At 64.6% G+C, this 15394-nt stretch carries 18 protein-coding genes and 1 tRNA gene; 4 read left to right on the forward strand and 15 right to left on the reverse strand.

Translation table 11 applies throughout. The annotated features are described in order from the left end of the window. Positions 1–58: 58 nt before the first annotated feature. Together OX460_RS20530 and OX460_RS20535 are read right to left on the reverse strand one after the other, a co-directional pair. Complete coding sequence (locus OX460_RS20530; protein WP_289899745.1) at positions 59–880, reverse strand: helix-turn-helix transcriptional regulator; 822 nt, start codon at positions 878–880, stop codon at positions 59–61. Further along, entirely contained in the window at positions 870–1415 is a 546-nt protein-coding gene (locus tag OX460_RS20535; RefSeq protein WP_289899746.1) for a YbhB/YbcL family Raf kinase inhibitor-like protein, read from the reverse strand. The genes OX460_RS20530 and OX460_RS20535 overlap by 11 nt, the downstream gene beginning before the upstream one ends. A 221-nt stretch (positions 1416–1636) precedes the next feature. Here OX460_RS20535 and OX460_RS20540 point away from each other — a divergent pair, with 221 nt between their 5' ends. After that, positions 1637–2794, forward strand: a complete 1158-nt coding sequence (locus tag OX460_RS20540; protein ID WP_289899747.1) for a PepSY-associated TM helix domain-containing protein — start codon at positions 1637–1639, stop codon at positions 2792–2794. 90 nt (positions 2795–2884) lie between these two features. Next, complete coding sequence (locus tag OX460_RS20545; protein ID WP_076564607.1) at positions 2885–3307, forward strand: PaaI family thioesterase; 423 nt, start codon at positions 2885–2887, stop codon at positions 3305–3307. Between the two features lie 2 nt (positions 3308–3309). Here the strand turns inward: OX460_RS20545 and OX460_RS20550 are convergent, their stop codons facing one another. The 7 genes from OX460_RS20550 to OX460_RS20580 all read right to left on the reverse strand — a co-directional run bounded on the left by OX460_RS20550 (position 3310) and on the right by OX460_RS20580 (position 8294). Next, a complete protein-coding gene (locus OX460_RS20550) occupies positions 3310–4005 on the reverse strand; it encodes an anti-sigma factor (RefSeq protein WP_289899748.1) in 696 nt (231 codons plus the stop codon). Continuing rightward, positions 4002–4592 carry a sigma-70 family RNA polymerase sigma factor gene (locus OX460_RS20555; protein ID WP_077398290.1) on the reverse strand — a complete coding sequence of 197 codons (591 nt, stop codon included), beginning with the start codon at positions 4590–4592 and terminating at the stop codon, positions 4002–4004. Before OX460_RS20555 ends, OX460_RS20550 begins: the two co-directional genes overlap by 4 nt. A 218-nt stretch (positions 4593–4810) precedes the next feature. Beyond that, positions 4811–5332, reverse strand: a complete 522-nt coding sequence (locus tag OX460_RS20560; RefSeq protein WP_289899749.1) for a TlpA disulfide reductase family protein — start codon at positions 5330–5332, stop codon at positions 4811–4813. A gap of 93 nt (positions 5333–5425) precedes the next feature. After that, entirely contained in the window at positions 5426–6112 is a 687-nt protein-coding gene (locus OX460_RS20565; protein ID WP_077398288.1) for a BON domain-containing protein, read from the reverse strand. After that, positions 6105–6701, reverse strand: coding sequence for a phosphoheptose isomerase (locus tag OX460_RS20570; protein WP_034752465.1), 597 nt, complete (start codon positions 6699–6701; stop codon positions 6105–6107). Before OX460_RS20570 ends, OX460_RS20565 begins: the two co-directional genes overlap by 8 nt. A 57-nt stretch (positions 6702–6758) precedes the next feature. Next, the gene (locus OX460_RS20575; RefSeq protein ID WP_289899750.1) at positions 6759–7118 is read right to left on the reverse strand and encodes a YraN family protein; all 360 of its coding nucleotides are present in this window, start codon (positions 7116–7118) and stop codon (positions 6759–6761) included. Positions 7119–7127: 9 nt separating this feature from the next. Then, positions 7128–8294, reverse strand: coding sequence for a penicillin-binding protein activator (locus OX460_RS20580; protein WP_251349677.1), 1167 nt, complete (start codon positions 8292–8294; stop codon positions 7128–7130). A 213-nt stretch (positions 8295–8507) separates the two neighbouring features. On the opposite strand from OX460_RS20580, the gene rsmI reads away from it, so the two are divergent. Further along, a complete protein-coding gene (gene rsmI / locus OX460_RS20585) occupies positions 8508–9416 on the forward strand; it encodes a 16S rRNA (cytidine(1402)-2'-O)-methyltransferase (RefSeq protein WP_251349678.1) in 909 nt (302 codons plus the stop codon). 5 nt (positions 9417–9421) lie between these two features. Here the strand turns inward: rsmI and OX460_RS20590 are convergent, their stop codons facing one another. The 3 genes from OX460_RS20590 to OX460_RS20600 all read right to left on the reverse strand — a co-directional run bounded on the left by OX460_RS20590 (position 9422) and on the right by OX460_RS20600 (position 11170). Then, entirely contained in the window at positions 9422–9859 is a 438-nt protein-coding gene (locus OX460_RS20590; RefSeq protein WP_099666028.1) for a hypothetical protein, read from the reverse strand. Next, on the reverse strand, positions 9798–10409 hold the full coding sequence (locus OX460_RS20595) for a nucleotidyltransferase domain-containing protein (RefSeq protein WP_257218798.1): 612 nt from the start codon (positions 10407–10409) through the stop codon (positions 9798–9800). Before OX460_RS20595 ends, OX460_RS20590 begins: the two co-directional genes overlap by 62 nt. Positions 10410–10474: 65 nt before the next feature. Then, positions 10475–11170: a hypothetical protein gene (locus tag OX460_RS20600; RefSeq protein ID WP_289899751.1), complete on the reverse strand. Its 696-nt coding sequence runs from the start codon at positions 11168–11170 to the stop codon at positions 10475–10477. A gap of 112 nt (positions 11171–11282) precedes the next feature. Between OX460_RS20600 and OX460_RS20605 the strand changes: the two genes are divergently transcribed. After that, positions 11283–11359: transfer RNA gene (locus tag OX460_RS20605), tRNA-Pro, on the forward strand. Between the two features lie 101 nt (positions 11360–11460). Here OX460_RS20605 and OX460_RS20610 read toward each other — a convergent pair. From OX460_RS20610 to OX460_RS28510, 3 genes are read right to left on the reverse strand one after another with little or no spacing between them, the layout of a single operon-like run. Next, positions 11461–12381, reverse strand: coding sequence for a hydroxymethylglutaryl-CoA lyase (locus tag OX460_RS20610; RefSeq protein ID WP_289899752.1), 921 nt, complete (start codon positions 12379–12381; stop codon positions 11461–11463). A 1-nt stretch (position 12382) separates the two neighbouring features. Then, a complete protein-coding gene (locus OX460_RS20615; RefSeq protein ID WP_289899776.1) occupies positions 12383–13315 on the reverse strand; it encodes a glyoxylate/hydroxypyruvate reductase A in 933 nt (310 codons plus the stop codon). Between the two features lie 21 nt (positions 13316–13336). Continuing rightward, entirely contained in the window at positions 13337–15364 is a 2028-nt protein-coding gene (locus tag OX460_RS28510) for an acetyl/propionyl/methylcrotonyl-CoA carboxylase subunit alpha (RefSeq protein ID WP_354669835.1), read from the reverse strand. Positions 15365–15394 lie beyond the last annotated feature (30 nt).

Raw genomic sequence — 15394 nt, forward strand, 5'->3', positions numbered from 1 at the left:
GTAGCAAGAAAATCGCCCCGCTGTCAGCGCTTGTTGCGTCATTTGCGCCGGAGCGAGCTTACAGGGTGGCGCGCAAGTCGCGCGGCGACAGGCCGTAATGCTGGCGAAAACGGGCCGCGAAGCGCGAGGGCGAGGCGTAGCCGCAGGCGGCGGCGATGTCGCCAATGGGTAAGATGCCAGATTGCAATTCTTGCAAGGCCAGGCCCAGGCGCACGTCTTCCAGGATGGCGCGGAAGTGACGTTGTTCCAGGGCCAGCTGGCGGCGCAGCGTGGACGCGCCCAGGTGCAGCTGGCTGGCGACCTTGGCCACGCTCCAGTCGGCGGCCGGGTCCAGCAGCAGCACTTGCTGCACGCGCGCGGCCAGCGGGTCGCGGCGGTCCAGCAGCAAGGGGCCGCAGTGGCCGCCCAGGGCCAGGGCCAGCAGCAAGCCTTCGGCCTGGTGCGCCAGCAGCGCGGGCGGGCTACCGGCAGCCAGGCTGGCCATCAGCTGGTCCCAGGCCAGCGCCGCGTGGTCATCGAGCGGCACGCACAAGCTGGCCGTGGCCGCCTGGCGCAGCTGGCCATCGACCAGGCTGCCATGGCGCGCGCGGAAACGGGCGATCAGGGCTGGCGAAAAACTCAGCACTTCGGCCCGGTAGCCTTGCGTGCCGGGCAGGTTGGCCACGCCCAGTTCCTGGCCCGCCGGCATCAGCACCACGTCGTGCGTCCCGGCGCGCGCCTGGCGAGCGCCCCATTCCAGCAGTTTTACTCCCTGCCGCACGCGGCACAGGGCGCTCTGGAAGACGGGTACGCGGCGCAGGGTTTGCGCGCGGCGCGCCTCGATGGTGCCGTGGGCGATGCGCAGTTCGCTCAGGGCCACCGCTTCCATCTTATCTTCCATACAGTCCCGTCAGCTGTGCCTTGCCCAGCACGTTGGCGTTGAGCATGTAGCCGAGCATGGCGCCGCTGGCCTGTTGATCCAGGGGCAGCTTGTCCACGCCCAAGGCCCAGACCGTGATCTGATAGCGGTGCGCCTTGTCGCCGGGCGGTGGGCAGGCGCCGCCGTAGGCGCTGTCGCCGAAATCGTTGCGTCCTTGGATGGCGCCCGCTGGCAGGGTGCCGGCCGTGGCGCCGCCCGGCAAGGAAGTGGTGCCGGCGGGCAGATTGAATACGCTCCAGTGCCACCAGCCGCTGCCCGTCGGCGCGTCCGGGTCGTACAGGGTGACGGCGTAGCTTTTGGTGCCGGCCGGCGCGCCGTGCCACGACAGCTGCGGCGCCAGGTTGCCGCCCGTGCAGCCGAAGCCCTGGAACACTTGCGCAGGTGCCAGGGTCTGGCCAGGGGCGATGTCGGTGCTCGATACCGTGAAATCGGCCGCGTGGGCGCCCAGGTGCAGAGCGAGGCCCAAGGTGGCGGCGAAGAGGCGGGCAGTGGTCATGGTTTTCCTTTCGATGAAGTATAGGGGAAAGTGTATGCCTTGCAACATTCCTCCGCGATGCCGATGCGCTCGCTGATGGTGCCGAAACGCTCGGTTTCCTCCAATTCGCGCGTTCTGATGAGCGTGTTGTATGGTTCTTCCCTTTCTTGCCGCACGTGATTTTCACTGCAGGGCTTTCATGCTATCGTTTCGCAGCCTAAAATTCCCAGAGTCCTCCCTTCATGTCCAAGCGCCCGATCCCATGGCTGTTAGCCAAGCTGCACCTGTATGCGGGCCTGTGGTTCGGCGCCCTGTTCGTCCTGCTGGGCTTGACGGGGTCCGCCATCGCCTGGATGCCGGAACTCGATGCGTATCTGAACCCTAATTTGTTGCAGGCGAGCACGCCCGCGCCCGGCCAGGTGTTCCAGGTGACGCCGCGCACGCTGCAAGCGGTGGTCGACCAGCTGACTGCCGACCCTGCCTACGGCCAGCCTTCGCAGCTCAATCCGCCCGCCGATGCGCGCGACGTGTACGTGGCGTCGTACCGCCAGGCCGGCAAGCCGTCGCCCTTCAGCCAGGCCATCGTGCGCCAGGTGATGGTCGACCCCTACACCCTGCAAGTGAAAGGCGAGCGCGACTGGGGCCGTTTCGGCCTCACGCGCCCGCTGTTGATGTCGGGCATGTTTCATTTGCACCGCTATGTATTGTCCGGCGAAGTGGGCAAGACCATTACCGGCATTTCCGGCGTGATGCTGCTGCTGATGGCGCTCACCGGCATCTATCTGTGGTGGCCGCGCCTGCAGTGGACGGCGATCAAGCGCGCGCTGACGGTGTCGCATGGCGGTTCCTGGCCCCGTTTTCATTACACGTTGCACAAGGCGGCGGGCTTCTTTGCCGCGCCCGTGCTGGCTGTGCTCGCCTTTTCCGGCATCTATTTCAATTTGCCGCAATTGATCGTGCCGCTGGTGGAGCTGGTGTCGACGGTGCCGGATACGGCAAAATTGAAGAATGTGGCGCAGGACGGCGCCGTGCTCGATGCGGGCCAGGCCATGGCCGCCGCGCAGCTGCTGTATCCGCAGGCGCGCGTGTCGCGCATCGTGCTGCCGGCGAAAAAGGACCAGCCGTATGACGTGCGCGTGCGCCAGCCCGGCGAAATCGCCCACGGCGACGGCGCCACGCGCATCACCCTGGACGCGCGCAGCGGCTTGCCCTTGCGCATACGCGATCCCTTGCGGGCGCCGGCCGGCGACGTTTTCCTCGGCTGGCAATTCCCCCTGCATTCGGGCCAGGCGTTCGGCGTGGCCGGGCGCGCCTTCATTACCGTCTTCGGTTTGATGCCGCTGCTGTTCTTGCTGACGGGCAGTTTGGTGTGGTGGAAACGGCGGCGTGGCCGGAAATAGGCGGTTGCCAAACCGATGCGGGGAAAGTTGCTATCATCATAGTATTTTCCGGCAGATCCGCTGTCCGGATTCACCCGCACAAGGACCCGCATGAGCAATCCCGACATCACCGTAGCAATGTTGAATGAACGCGGCACCGGCCGCCTGCCCGGCCACCTGGGCATCGTCATCACGGCAGTGGGCGACGGCCAGCTGACGGCGGAATTGCCCGTGCTGCCGCACTTGCTGGCGCCGAATGGCTACCTGCATGCGGGCAGCGTGGTGACCCTGGCCGACACGGCTTCCGGCTATGGCTGCATCGTCAACCTGCCCGAAGGCGCGAGCAATTTTACGACCATCGAGTTGAAATCGAACCACCTGGGCACGGCCCGCGAAGGCACGCTCACCTGCACGGCGAAAGTCGAGCACAAGGGCCGCAACACGCAAGTGTGGGATGCCGTGGTGAAAAGCAAGGAAACGGGCAAGACGATTGCCCTGTTCCGCTGCACGCAGATGATTCTGTATCCTAAATAAGCTTAGATTTTCACCCAGTTACCCTTGTACAAGATTGGTCCCGTCGGTCCGTTCGGATCCGGCGAACCGCCTTTCGGCTCCAGGGTGACGGCCAGCAAGGCCACGTCGCTGCCGAGGGCGCGCTGCGACAGGGCCAGTTTCACGTTGCCCTTGTCTGCCAATAAACCCAGCGAACGTGGGTTGCCGCTCTTCGGCACGGCCCACAGTTCCAGATCGCGATCAGCAGGCACGGGCGCGTTGCCCACCATGCGCACCTCGAGCGCGCCGTGGCGGCTGTCGGCCGTCAGCAGCAGGGCCGTTTGCGCTTTCTCGTCCGTCAGGCTGGCCACATAGCTGATCTGCGGCGCATCCATCACGCGCGTGGCCACGACAATCACCAGCAGCGCGGCGATGGCGCTCGACGCCATGCCCAGGCCACGCCAGAACGCCAGCGAATCGCGCAGCCAGGACTTGCCGCCCTGCGGACGCAGGTGCAGGCGCTGCTCGATCTGTTGCCACACGCGCTTGGGCGGCGCCACGGGCGTGGCGAATTCCGCCATTGGTTCCAGGCGCTGGCGCCATTCGGCCGTGATATTGCGCAAGTCGGCGTCGTTGTGCAGCCAGCCTTCGAAACGCCGCCGCGCGCCCCCTTTCAGGGTGCCCAGCACGTATTCGGACGCCAGTTTCTGGCGCAGCACGTCATTGCCGCGGATATTCATGATGCCTCCCGTTTCGCCAGGCACGTGCGCAGCCGTTCCAGGCTGCGCCGTATCCAGGTCTTCACGGTGCCGATCGGCAGCGACATCTGCTGCGCCACTTCGCTATGCGACAGGTCGTGATAGAACGCCAGGGCGACCACCTGCCGGTGCAGCCCTTCCAGGGCGGACATGCAAAACGCCAGCGCCTTAGCGTCACCGCTCAGTTGCAGTGACTCGATCGGCGTGGCCTGGGGGTCTCGGAGTGCATTCATGACTTCGCTATCAAACTGTTCGGCATCGATTTCCACGGTATCGTCGCTGCGCCGCAGCACATCGAACGCCTTGTTGCGCACGATGGTGGCCATCCAGGTCATCGGCGCCGCCAGATGGCTCTGGTAAGCGGCGGCGTTGTTCCAGATGGCGACGAACCCCTCTTGCAAGGCTTCTTCAGCGAGCTCTTGCTTATGCAATATACGCAGCGCGAAGCCAAACAGTTTCGATGAGGTGGAGTTATATAGCTGGCGGAACGCGGTGGCGTCCTTGTTGCCGGCGGCGAGCAGCCAGGTTTTCAGTTGCTGCGGGTCGAGCGATTGGGCGGCTGGGGACACGGCTGGCCTTCACAAGGTGAGTGGGATCACGCAAGGGAAGGTTATAACAGATTGGCAACACCTGGCAACAGGGTTTTGTGCGGTGCTCCCCTCGTCTTCAACGCCTCACAGAAGCGTAGCGAGCGGAAGTGAGTTGCGGCGGAGAAGCGGAACTGTGCTTGAGCACAGTGAGCATCGCAGGCTGCAAATCGCGACGCGCAGTAGCTTATGTGAGACGTTTAGCCGGCGATGGCGGATTCGAGCAGCTTGTGCAGTTCAGCGAATTCCGGCTTGCCCACGTAGCGCTTGAGGATCTTGCCCTGTTTGTCCAGGACGAAGGTGGTGGGCGTGAGGGCCACGTCGCCGTAGGCCTTGGCCGCCTCGCCCGTCACGTCGAGCGCCACCTTGAACGGCAGCTGGCGCGTTTCGGCGAAGTTCAGCACGTAGTTGGCCGGATCGTATTTCATGGCCACGGCCACGAATTCCAGTCCCTGCCCCTTGTACTTGTTGTAGGTGTCGACCATTTCCGGCATTTCCGCCACGCAAGTCGTACACGAGGTGGCCCAGAAATTGACCATCACCACCTTGCCGCGCAGGCTGTTTGACGTGATTTTCTCGCCATGGATGCCGTGGAAGGTCACGTCCGGCGCGCTTTGCTTGTCATTCAGCGACAGGTAAGCTGCCGCCGCCACGCCCGCCACGACGACGGCGATCAGGGCTGGCTTGATCCAGGACTTGCTTGCGGATGGCGAAGTTGACATGGTTTTCACTTGAAAAGCGGGGCGATGCGGCCACGATGCGACTATTATAGCCGCCGCATCGTTGGCGCGCCCTAGGTCGGATGGCGGAGGCGCTTACTGCTGTACCGTGTCGCTGACGGTGCTCGTCGTGCGTTGCTGCGGCGGGTCCGGCTGCAATTGCTTCAGTTCCGCTTCCGAAATGTAGTCGAACAGCTTGACCACTTTCTGCACGCCGCCCACGCCGCGCGCCACGTCGGCCGCGACCGTGCCTTCGCGCTGGGTGACTCTGCCCATCAGGAAGACGGTGGCGTTCTCGGTGACGACCTTGAACGAGGCAGCCGAGATGGTTTTCATGTCGACCAGGCTGGCCTTGACCTTGGTGGTGATCAGCGCGTCGTTCGAGCGCGAGGTATAGCTGGCCGGGCCGGCGATGATCAATTCATTCGCCACCGATTCCACGCCCTCGATATTGCGCACTTCGCGCTCGACGGCATTTTTCATCGCCTCGTCGCGCACTTCGCCCGTCAGCAGGACGCGGCGGTTGAAACTGGTGACGTTCACGTGGCCCACGTCGCCCACGATGGAGGGGATGCGCGACTCGCCTTTCAGGGCGATCGACTTGTCTTCGGTCTGCGCGCCCAGGGTGCGGCGGTCCGCTGCGGCAACGCCGCCCATCACCGCGCCGCCGACCATCAGTTCGATGCAGCCGGTGAGCGAGGTGAGCATGGCGCCGCACAGCAGTGCGGTGGCCAGCGGGCGTTGTACGCGTTTCCAGCCTGGGCCAGTACCGAATTTAGTCATTCACGTCTCCTCCGAATAGGGCGACATCGATGCCGTCGCAGATGCAATGTATGGTGGTCAGATGGACTTCCTGGATGCGCGCCGTACGCTCGGCCGGTACGCAGATATGCACGTCGGCGTCCGTCAGCATCTTGCCGATGGCGCCGCCGTCCTTGCCCGTCAGCGCCACGACGCGCATTTCGCGCTCGAGCGCCGCTTCCACGGCCGCCATCACGTTGGCCGAATTGCCCGACGTGGAGATGGCCAGCAGGATGTCGCCGGCCTGGCCGAACGCCTGCACCTGCTTCGAGAAGATCTCGCGGTAGCTGTAATCGTTCGCCACGGCCGTCAGGATGGACGTATCCGTCGTCAGCGCCAGGGCCGGCAGCGGAAAGCGCTCGCGTTCGAAGCGTCCGACCAGCTCGGCCGCGAAATGCTGGCAGTCGGCGGCGGAACCGCCGTTGCCGCAGGCGAGGATCTTGTTGCCGTTGGACAATGCATAAAACATCAGGTCGATCGCCTGCGCAATCGGTTGCGCCAGTACGGTGGCGGCCTGGATCTTGAGTTCGGCACTTTCGTGGAAGTGCGAGAGGATGCGTTGATTATTCATAGTCTGCCGATTATAGTGCAGGCGCGCGGCATGGCGGACAAGCACTGTTAAAAATGCTTACATATCGAGGATGTTCTTCAGCCAGCTGATGCGCCCGCCATCGATGGCCAGCGCGTCGAAGCGGCATGGCGGCAGCGTTTTTTGCCCCAGCAGCCAGGTTTGCGCGGCCAGCACCATGCGCCGCTGCTTGGCCGGCGTGATGCTGGCCAGGGCGCCGCCGTAGGCTGTACTGCTGCGCAGCCGCACTTCGACGAAAACGATGGCGGCGCCGTCGCGCATGATCAGGTCGAGTTCCCCGCCCTTGCACAGATAGTTGCGTTGCAGCAGCACCAAGCCTTGCAGCAACAGATACGCGAGCGCATCGTCTTCCCCTTGCCGTCCCCGTTCCCGTTTGTTCCAGAAAGCGAAGGGCGGCATGGCGTGTCCTTATTGGGCCGGCGGCAAGGCGGCCGGTGTTGTTGCCGTGGCCGGCGGCCAGGTACCCAGCACGCCTTGCTGGTAGGTGGCGGCCTGTTCCGTGCGTTCGAACACGCTTTGATCACCGTCGAAGCGCACGGCCAGGCGGCCCGTCACGCCATCGAGGGTAAATGGCGCGTTCGGCCGCAGCGCCACTTCGCGCGCCACGCGGAAGGCATCGATGCCCAGCGCGTACAGGCGTTCCATGTCGGCCGTCAGCCGGCGTTCGGCAGGCTGCTCGGGCTGTGGATACACCATCACTTGCGGATGGTCGCGCTGGACTTGCCATGGCAAGTCCAGCAGGCGCGCGCCGTCGAGTTCCGGGCCGCTGGCGCCGCGTCCGGCGCCGGGATTCAAGGACGAGGTGCCATACAGGGGCAGATCGCTGCCGATGGCCACGCGCAACTGGCGCGCCTGGTCGGCGTCGAGCGCGGCAAACAGCAGGCCCGGCGGCGTGGCGGCCAGGCGCGCGCGCAGCTGCACCAGCTCGGCATCGCTCAGGTAGCCATTCGTGGCCGTCAAGTCCATGGTCTCGATCTTGCCGCCCTGGCGCAGCCATTCCTGCTTGAAGGCGGCGCTGATGCGGCGCTGCGAGGGCGAACCGGCCGACAGGACCAGCGCGCTGGCGCCCGGCTGTTCGCTGGCGGCCCAGGCGGCGACCTGGCGCGCTTCCGCCTCGATCGACAAGCCCATCACCAGCAGCTTGGCCGGCAGGCGCGCGTCGCCGCGGTTGTCCGGGTGGTTCAGGGCGATCGTCGGCTTACGCACCAGGTCGCTGTTCGCCACGGCCGTGACGGCCGAACGCGACAACGGCCCCACGACGATGTCCTGTTCTTCCTGCGCTTGCGCAAACTTGTTCAGGACGTCGCTGCTGCCATCGCCCGTATCGATCACCGTCACTTCAAAGCCGCTGCGGTCGCGCTCGTACGCGGCCATGAAGCCGGCGCGCAGCAATTCGGCGGCCGGGCCCAGGGAAGCCGAGCGCAGCGGCAGCAGCAGGCCGATGTGGTGGACATTGCCGTCGGATGGCGCCGGTGCCGTGGCGGCCGGCATGTCGAGCGGCGTGCCGGTGGCCGGTTTGTTCTTGATGGGCGCCAGCGGCGCGCCGTTGCCGTCGTACGCGGTAATATCGGGCACGGCCACGGCGAAAGTGACGGGTTCGGGTGCGGGCGGCTTCGGCGGCAGGGGCGGTGGCAGCGGCTTCGGTGGCGGCAGCGCCCTTGTGTTAGATTCAATAGGCGCGCACAATTGCCCGGGCGCGTCGCAAGGCGTGCTGCAAGCGCTCAGCATGCCGGTCGCGGCACAAACAAGCAGTAACTTCACACTATTAGCAAGCATTTAACCTCCAAAATGACCGTACAAGAAATCAGTTCCATCGCCAGCCTGCCCATCATGACAGAGGCGGCGCACCAGGTCTATCCTATCGCAACATTGTATATAGTGGCCACGCCGATCGGCAATGTGACCGATATCAGCCTGCGCGCGCTGCATTTGCTGAGCCTTGCCGATGCCGTCGCCTGTGAAGATACGCGCAATACGGCGCACCTGCTGACGCGCTTTGGCTTGAACAAGCCGTTGATTGCGGCGCATCAACATAATGAACGCGAAGTGGCGCAAACTTTGATTGCCCGCCTGCACGCCGGCGAGCGCATCGCCCTCGTCTCCGACGCCGGCACGCCCGCCGTGTCCGACCCGGGCGCGCGCATCGTCGACGCCGTGCGTGCGGCCGGCTTGCGCGTGCTGCCCCTGCCCGGTCCATCGGCGGCGATCACGGCCATTTCCGCCAGCGGCTTGCTGAATGACCAGTTTTACTTTGTCGGCTTCCTGCCAGCCAAGGCCAAGCAGCGTGAAAACATGCTGCACAGCCTGCGCGGCGTGACGGCCACCATGGTGTTCTATGAGGCGCCGCACCGCATCCTCGATTGCGCCACGGCCCTGGCGGCGGCGTTCGAGCCGACGCGCCAGGTGGTGTTCGCGCGCGAACTGACGAAACTGTTCGAGGAAATCCACCGCTGCCCCCTGTCCGAGGCGGCGGCGTGGATACGCGCCGACGCGCACCGCGAAAAGGGAGAGTTCGTCGTCCTGCTGGAAGGCGCCACGGAAGCGCAGGACGCGGAAGACGTGGAAGCGGAACGCATCCTGAATATCTTATTGGCCGAATGCAGCGTCAAGCAGGCGGCGAATTTGACGGCGCAAATCACGGGCCGCAAGAAAAACGCCCTGTATGAGCGGGCGCTGCAGTTGAAGGGGCAGGAATAAGGCGATCAGGACGGTGGCTGGACATCGAGCGCCTGTGCCGCCGCGAGCAGTTGTTGCACATGTTCGATCAACTCGTCGACAAAGCCCTGCGTGACATCCAGCTCGCCCTCGTATTCCGCCAGGTTGCGCTTCTTGTGCGCCTGGCTTAACAGCAGCCATTGCTGTGGCGTGAAACCCAGCGTGTGTTCCAGGCTTTGAAAGACGAGATAGCGATTGTCGCTGCGATAACCATGTTGACGCAGCGCAGACAAGGCAGCTGCATGCGCGGCGTTATATGCCAGGTCGAAGCGACTTTCCAGCGACAGTATCGACTGCCTGGCATCGCGCAGGCGCACGGTGGCCGAGCGCAGCAAGCCGGCCCGTTCGCGTGCGTCCGGTGGCTCAGCCTTGAGCTGGCCGATGCGTGCCAGGTTCGCCAGCGCCGGTGAGCTTGATGAAGTCATCATTGGCTCCTTTGACAAAAATCCTGGGCTGGTCGAGGACCCGCACCACGAACGACTTGCCGTCGTCTATTCTTTGCCGCCATTCTGCCGGCGTGTACAAGGTGGGATTGATGCTGCGTCCCAATTGTTGCTCTGCCGGTTGCAGCGCCGCCAGTAGCTGGGCGTTCGATGCCATGCTGCCGATCACCATCAGGTCGATATCGCTGTGTGCGTGTTCCGTTCCCTTGGCCATCGAACCGTACACGAAGGCCAGGTCGATTTCCTGCCAGTATGGCTGTAGCGCCACGCGCAGCACGTCGGCGACGCCAAAGGTTTTCAGTACGATGCTGCGCAGTTCGTCGAAGATGGGTGCCGCGTGATTCGCCTGATAATGCTTTTGGTTGCCCACTTTTTTCACCGTGACCAGGGCCGACTTCTCCAGCTTGGCCAGCTCGCGCTGCACGGCGCCCGACCCCATGGCTGCGAAGGCGATGATTTCATTCGCATAGAAAGAGCGTTGCGCCTGGCCAAAGAGCAAGGCCAGTACGCGTTGCTGTGTCTTGGAAAACAATGTGTCTGCATAAATACCCATATTGGGTATGATAGTACCCAATATGGGTAGAGTCAATCACGTCATCACCACTTGCAGCCGCTATCCTTCTTGTCCAGTAGCATCAGCACGGGCGCCAGCAAGCCCGCGCCGGAATAGGCCGTGCGGCAATCGCCGCGCTTGCCTTGTGCGATGTCGCGCGCCAGCTGGGTTTCCGTTTGCAGCGGCTTGTCGGGGATTTGCCCCACGGCCGTGCCCACCTTGGACGGATCGCGTTCGCCCGCCATCTTGCGCGCCGTTTTTCTGGCCGCTTCCATGTCGAATTTCGGCGTTTCCGGGGTTTCTTGCCTGAAGGTATCGGCACTGGCCGCCGGCGTGGCCGGTGATGCCGGCACGACCGTGATGGCTTGCGGGCTGGCCGCTGGCGTCACGGTGGCCGCCGGCGTTTCCCGGACCGTGGCGAGTTTCGGCTTGCTGATGGGCTTGGGTTCGCGTTTCGGCTTGACCACTTCGGCGGGCGGCGGGGGAGGCTTGGCGGCCAGCGGACGTATCCACACGGCGATCGATTCCACGCGCGGGGCCATGTCCATCCGCGCGGCCGGCTGCACATGGCGCCATAGATAGATCAAGGCGCCATGCAGCAGCAGGGACACGGCGATGCCCAGCACGATGCCGCGGCGGTTCGGCAGGGGCCGGCCACCGTCGCTTCTTTCTATCCTGAACTCCATTGCCGTCGTCACCTTCATGTCTGATCGGGAAAACTTGCCAAGCCAGTGTCGCATACTTCAATCGTTTTGAAAAATACATGGATTCCAGTGCCGCGCGTAAATAATTTACACAGAGTTTCACCTGACCCTTGACCGAAATCGATACGGCCTGTATTATCTTGGTCTTCGGAGTGTGGCGCAGCCCGGTAGCGCACCTGGTTTGGGACCAGGGGGTCCAAGGTTCGAATCCTTGTACTCCGACCAAATTTGTAGAAAAAAACCCAAGAGTTTAGGCTCTTGGGTTTTTTTTCGTCTGTAGCGCCTGCGGCGCGAGGCCGGCAGCAGGGGCCGCAGCCCCTTTGCATTTACCCCAGGCGTTTCGCCGCGATGGCGTTGCCGGCCCGGCTAGAACCCTTGCGCCCCAGCTGCTGCGAGATGAACTGCCCCGCATCGACGACCAGGTCCAGGTCGATGTCGGTGGCAATGCCCAGCCCCTGCATCATATACAGCACGTCTTCGGTGGCCACGTTGCCGGTGGCGCCCTTGGCGTACGGGCAGCCGCCCAGGCCGGAGACGGACGAGTGATAGATCGCGATGCCCGTTTCCAGGCTGGCGTAGATGTTCGCCAGCGCCTGGCCATAGGTGTCGTGGAAGTGGCCGGACAGGCCTCCCACGTGGAAAGCCTGGATCGCGCGCTCCATTACCGCCTGCGTCTTGCGCGGCGTGGCCACGCCGATGGTGTCGGCGATGTCGATTTCGTCGCAGCCCAGGTCGCGCATGCGTTTCACCACGTCGGCCACGGCGTCGAGCGGCACGTCGCCCTGGTAGGGGCAGCCGAAGGCGCAGCTGATGCTGCCGCGCAGGCGCAGGCCGTGTTCCTTGGCCGCTTTCGCCACGCCTTCGAAGCGGGCGATCGATTCGGCGATGGAGCAGTTGATGTTCTTTTGCGAGAACGCCTCGGAAGCGGAGCCGAAGATCACCACTTCATCGGCCTTCGCCGCCAGCGCCGCATCGAAACCCTGCATGTTCGGCGTCAGCGCCGAATAAATGGTGCCGGGGCGGCGCGCGATTTTCTGCATGACTTCCGCGCTGGTGGCCATCTGCGGCACCCATTTCGGCGACACGAAGGACGCCGCCTCGATATTGGCGAAGCCGGCCAACGTCAGGCGGTCGACCAGTTCGATCTTGACGGCGGCGCTGATGGTTTCCTTCTCGTTTTGCAGGCCGTCGCGCGGACCCACTTCGACGATCTTGACCTGCTTGGGCAGACTGGTAGTAGGGCTCATCTCAATATCCTTGCAAACGGTTGACGATGCCGGCGACAGAGTCGCCGGCGTGCAGGCGGCGCATTTTGGCGGCGATTTGCGCCACGCTTTCGCGGCGCAGGGTGGCGGCCGAAATATGCGGCGTGATGGTGATGCGCGGTTCTTGCCAGAACGGGTGCTGCTGCGGCAGCGGCTCGTTGCGGAACACGTCCAGGGTCGCTCCGGCGATGTGCCCGGAGCGGATCAGGGTCAGCAAATCCGGTTCGGCGAGATGCGCACCGCGCGCCACGTTGATGATGTAGGCGCCCGGCAGCAGCATCGACAGGCGCGCGCGGTCGAGCAGGTTGTGCGTGTCCGGCGTGAGCGGCAGCATGCAGACCAGCACGCGCGTGCCGCGTAAAAAGGCTTCCAGCTCCTCTTCGCCCGCAAAGCACTGCACGCCATCGACGTGTTTCTGGCTGCGGCTCCAGCCGCGCAGGGGAAATTCGAACTGCGCCAGCGCTTGCAGCACGCGGGTGCCCAGCACGCCCATGCCAAGCACGCCGACGGGGAAATCCCCCTTGTCGAATGCGGGCAGCGGTTGCCAGATGCCGGCGCGGCCCTGCGCCTCGTAGTCGTCGAAACGGCGGAAGTGGCGCAGCACGGCGTGGCTCACATATTCGGCCATCTGCACGCCCATGCCTGCGTCATCGAGGCGCACCAGCGGCACGTGGGCCGGCAGCGCCTCGCCGAATTTCAGCAGCGCGTCGACGCCCGCGCCCGTGTTGAAGATGGCTTTGACTTCGCTCAATACGGGCAGCATGGCGGCGGGCGGCTGCCACACGACGGCATAGTCGCAGGGCGCGAACGACTCGCCCTCGCGCCAGAAGACAATCTCGGCTTCGGGCAGCAAGTCACGGAAGTCGCTGATCCACGCCGCTTCCTTGCCGTCCGCGCGCTGTAACAGGATGCGCATCGAGGTTTCCAAGAGCGCTCCTCAGGCGGCGGCCTTGAAGGCCAGCAGCGGCGCGCCATCGGCCACCTGGTCGCCGACCGCGTACAGCACCTCTTCCACCAGGCCGTCGTGCGGCGCGGCGATCGTGTGCTCCATCTTCATCGCTTCCATGATGACCAGCGGCTCGCCCTTCTTGACGTCCTGGCCTTGGTTGACCAGCACGGCGACGACCTTGCCCGGCATCGGCGCCGTCAGGCGGCCGCCTTCCGCTTCCGTTTCGCCCGCATGCGCCATCGGGTCGCTGTAGTGCAGGGTGTGGTGCAAGCCGCTGGTGAACACGTGGAATTGCTCGCCGTCGCGCAGCACGGTGCCATGCACGGCACGCTCGCCCAGCTTGATGTGCAGCTCGTTGCCTTTGCGCGCCGTCAATGTCAGGGGCTGGCCGTTGAACAGCCAGCCATCCGTCTGGTAGGCGATGCGCGCGGCATAGGCCTTGCTGTCGCCGGCCAGCGCGAATTCGTCGGCAAACGCCAGGCTGCGTCCCAGGGTGCTGTTCAAGCGCCAGCCCAGGGCATTGCCCCATGGGTCGGCGCGGTTGGCCGATTGCGCTTCGGCGGCCGCTTTTTCTTCCAGCAGCAGGGCCACGGACGCCAGCGCCAGGGCCGTGTCGGGCGCCGCCTGCAGGGCGGGGAACAGCGACGCTTGATTGCGCTCGATCAAACCCGTGTCCAGGTCCGCGCTGGAAAATGCCTGGCCTTCGACCAGGCGTTTCAGGAAGGCGATATTGCTGGCGAGGCCGACGATCTGGTATTCCGACAGCGCTTGCGCCATGCGCGCCAGCGCTTCGCGGCGGTCCTCGCCCCAGACGATCAGCTTGGCGATCATCGGGTCGTAGAATGGCGAAATGGCGTCGCCTTCGCGCACGCCCGAATCGATGCGCACGGACGCCGGAACCACCGTGCCACCCAGTTCGAACGTGACGGCCGATGGCGACTGCATGTGGCGCAGGGTGCCGATCGACGGCAGGAAGCCCTTCTCCGGATTTTCCGCGTAGATGCGCGCCTCGATGGCGTGGCCGTGGATCGCCAGTTCGCTCTGTTTTTTCGGCAGCGGCTCGCCAAAGGCGACGCGCAACTGCCATTCCACCAGGTCGGTGCCGGTGATCATTTCCGTCACCGGATGCTCGACCTGCAGGCGCGTGTTCATCTCCATGAAGTAGAACGAGCCATCCTGGTTGGCGATGAATTCCACCGTGCCCGCGCCCACGTAGCCGACGGCCTTGGCGGCGGCGACGGCCGCTTCGCCCATGGCTGCGCGGCGCTCGGCCGGCATGCCCGGCGCCGGCGCTTCTTCCAGCACCTTTTGATGGCGGCGCTGCACCGAGCAATCGCGCTCGAACAGGTAGATGCAGTTGCCGAGCGTGTCGGCGAACACCTGGATTTCGATATGCCGCGGGCGCGACAGGTATTTTTCGGCCAGCACCTTGTCGTCGCCGAAAGAGCTGATCGCTTCGCGCTTGCACGAGGCCAGCGCGGCCTTGAAGTCGGCGCTGTTGTCGATGACGCGCATGCCCTTGCCGCCGCCGCCGGCCGAAGCCTTCAGCAGGACGGGGTAGCCGATCTTGTCGGCTTGCGTGTGCAAAAAGTCCGCATCCTGTTCCTCGCCATGGTAGCCGGGCACCAGCGGCACGTTGGCTTTTTCCATCAGCGACTTGGCGGCCGATTTGGAGCCCATGGCGCGCATGGCGGACGCCGGCGGGCCGATGAAGACCAGGCCCGCCGCGTGGCAGGCGTCGGCGAAATCCGCGTTTTCGGACAGGAAGCCGTAGCCGGGGTGGATCGCTTGCGCGCCAGTGGCCAGCGCCACGGCGATGATCTTGTCGCCGCACAGATAGCTTTCCTTGGCCGGCGCGGGGCCGATCAGGACGGCTTCGTCGCACACGGCGACGTGCTTGGCGTTGGCGTCCGCTTCCGAATACACGGCGACGGTCTGGATGCCCATGCGGCGCGCGGTAGCGGCGACACGGCAAGCGATTTCGCCGCGGTTGGCGATCAGGATTTTAGTGAACATGGTCTCTCTCTTTGCAGCTCGTGGCTGGAA

Origin of the sequence: Janthinobacterium sp. SUN033 (genome assembly GCF_030397595.1) — a bacterium.
GTDB lineage: Bacteria > Pseudomonadota > Gammaproteobacteria > Burkholderiales > Burkholderiaceae_D > Janthinobacterium > Janthinobacterium kumbetense.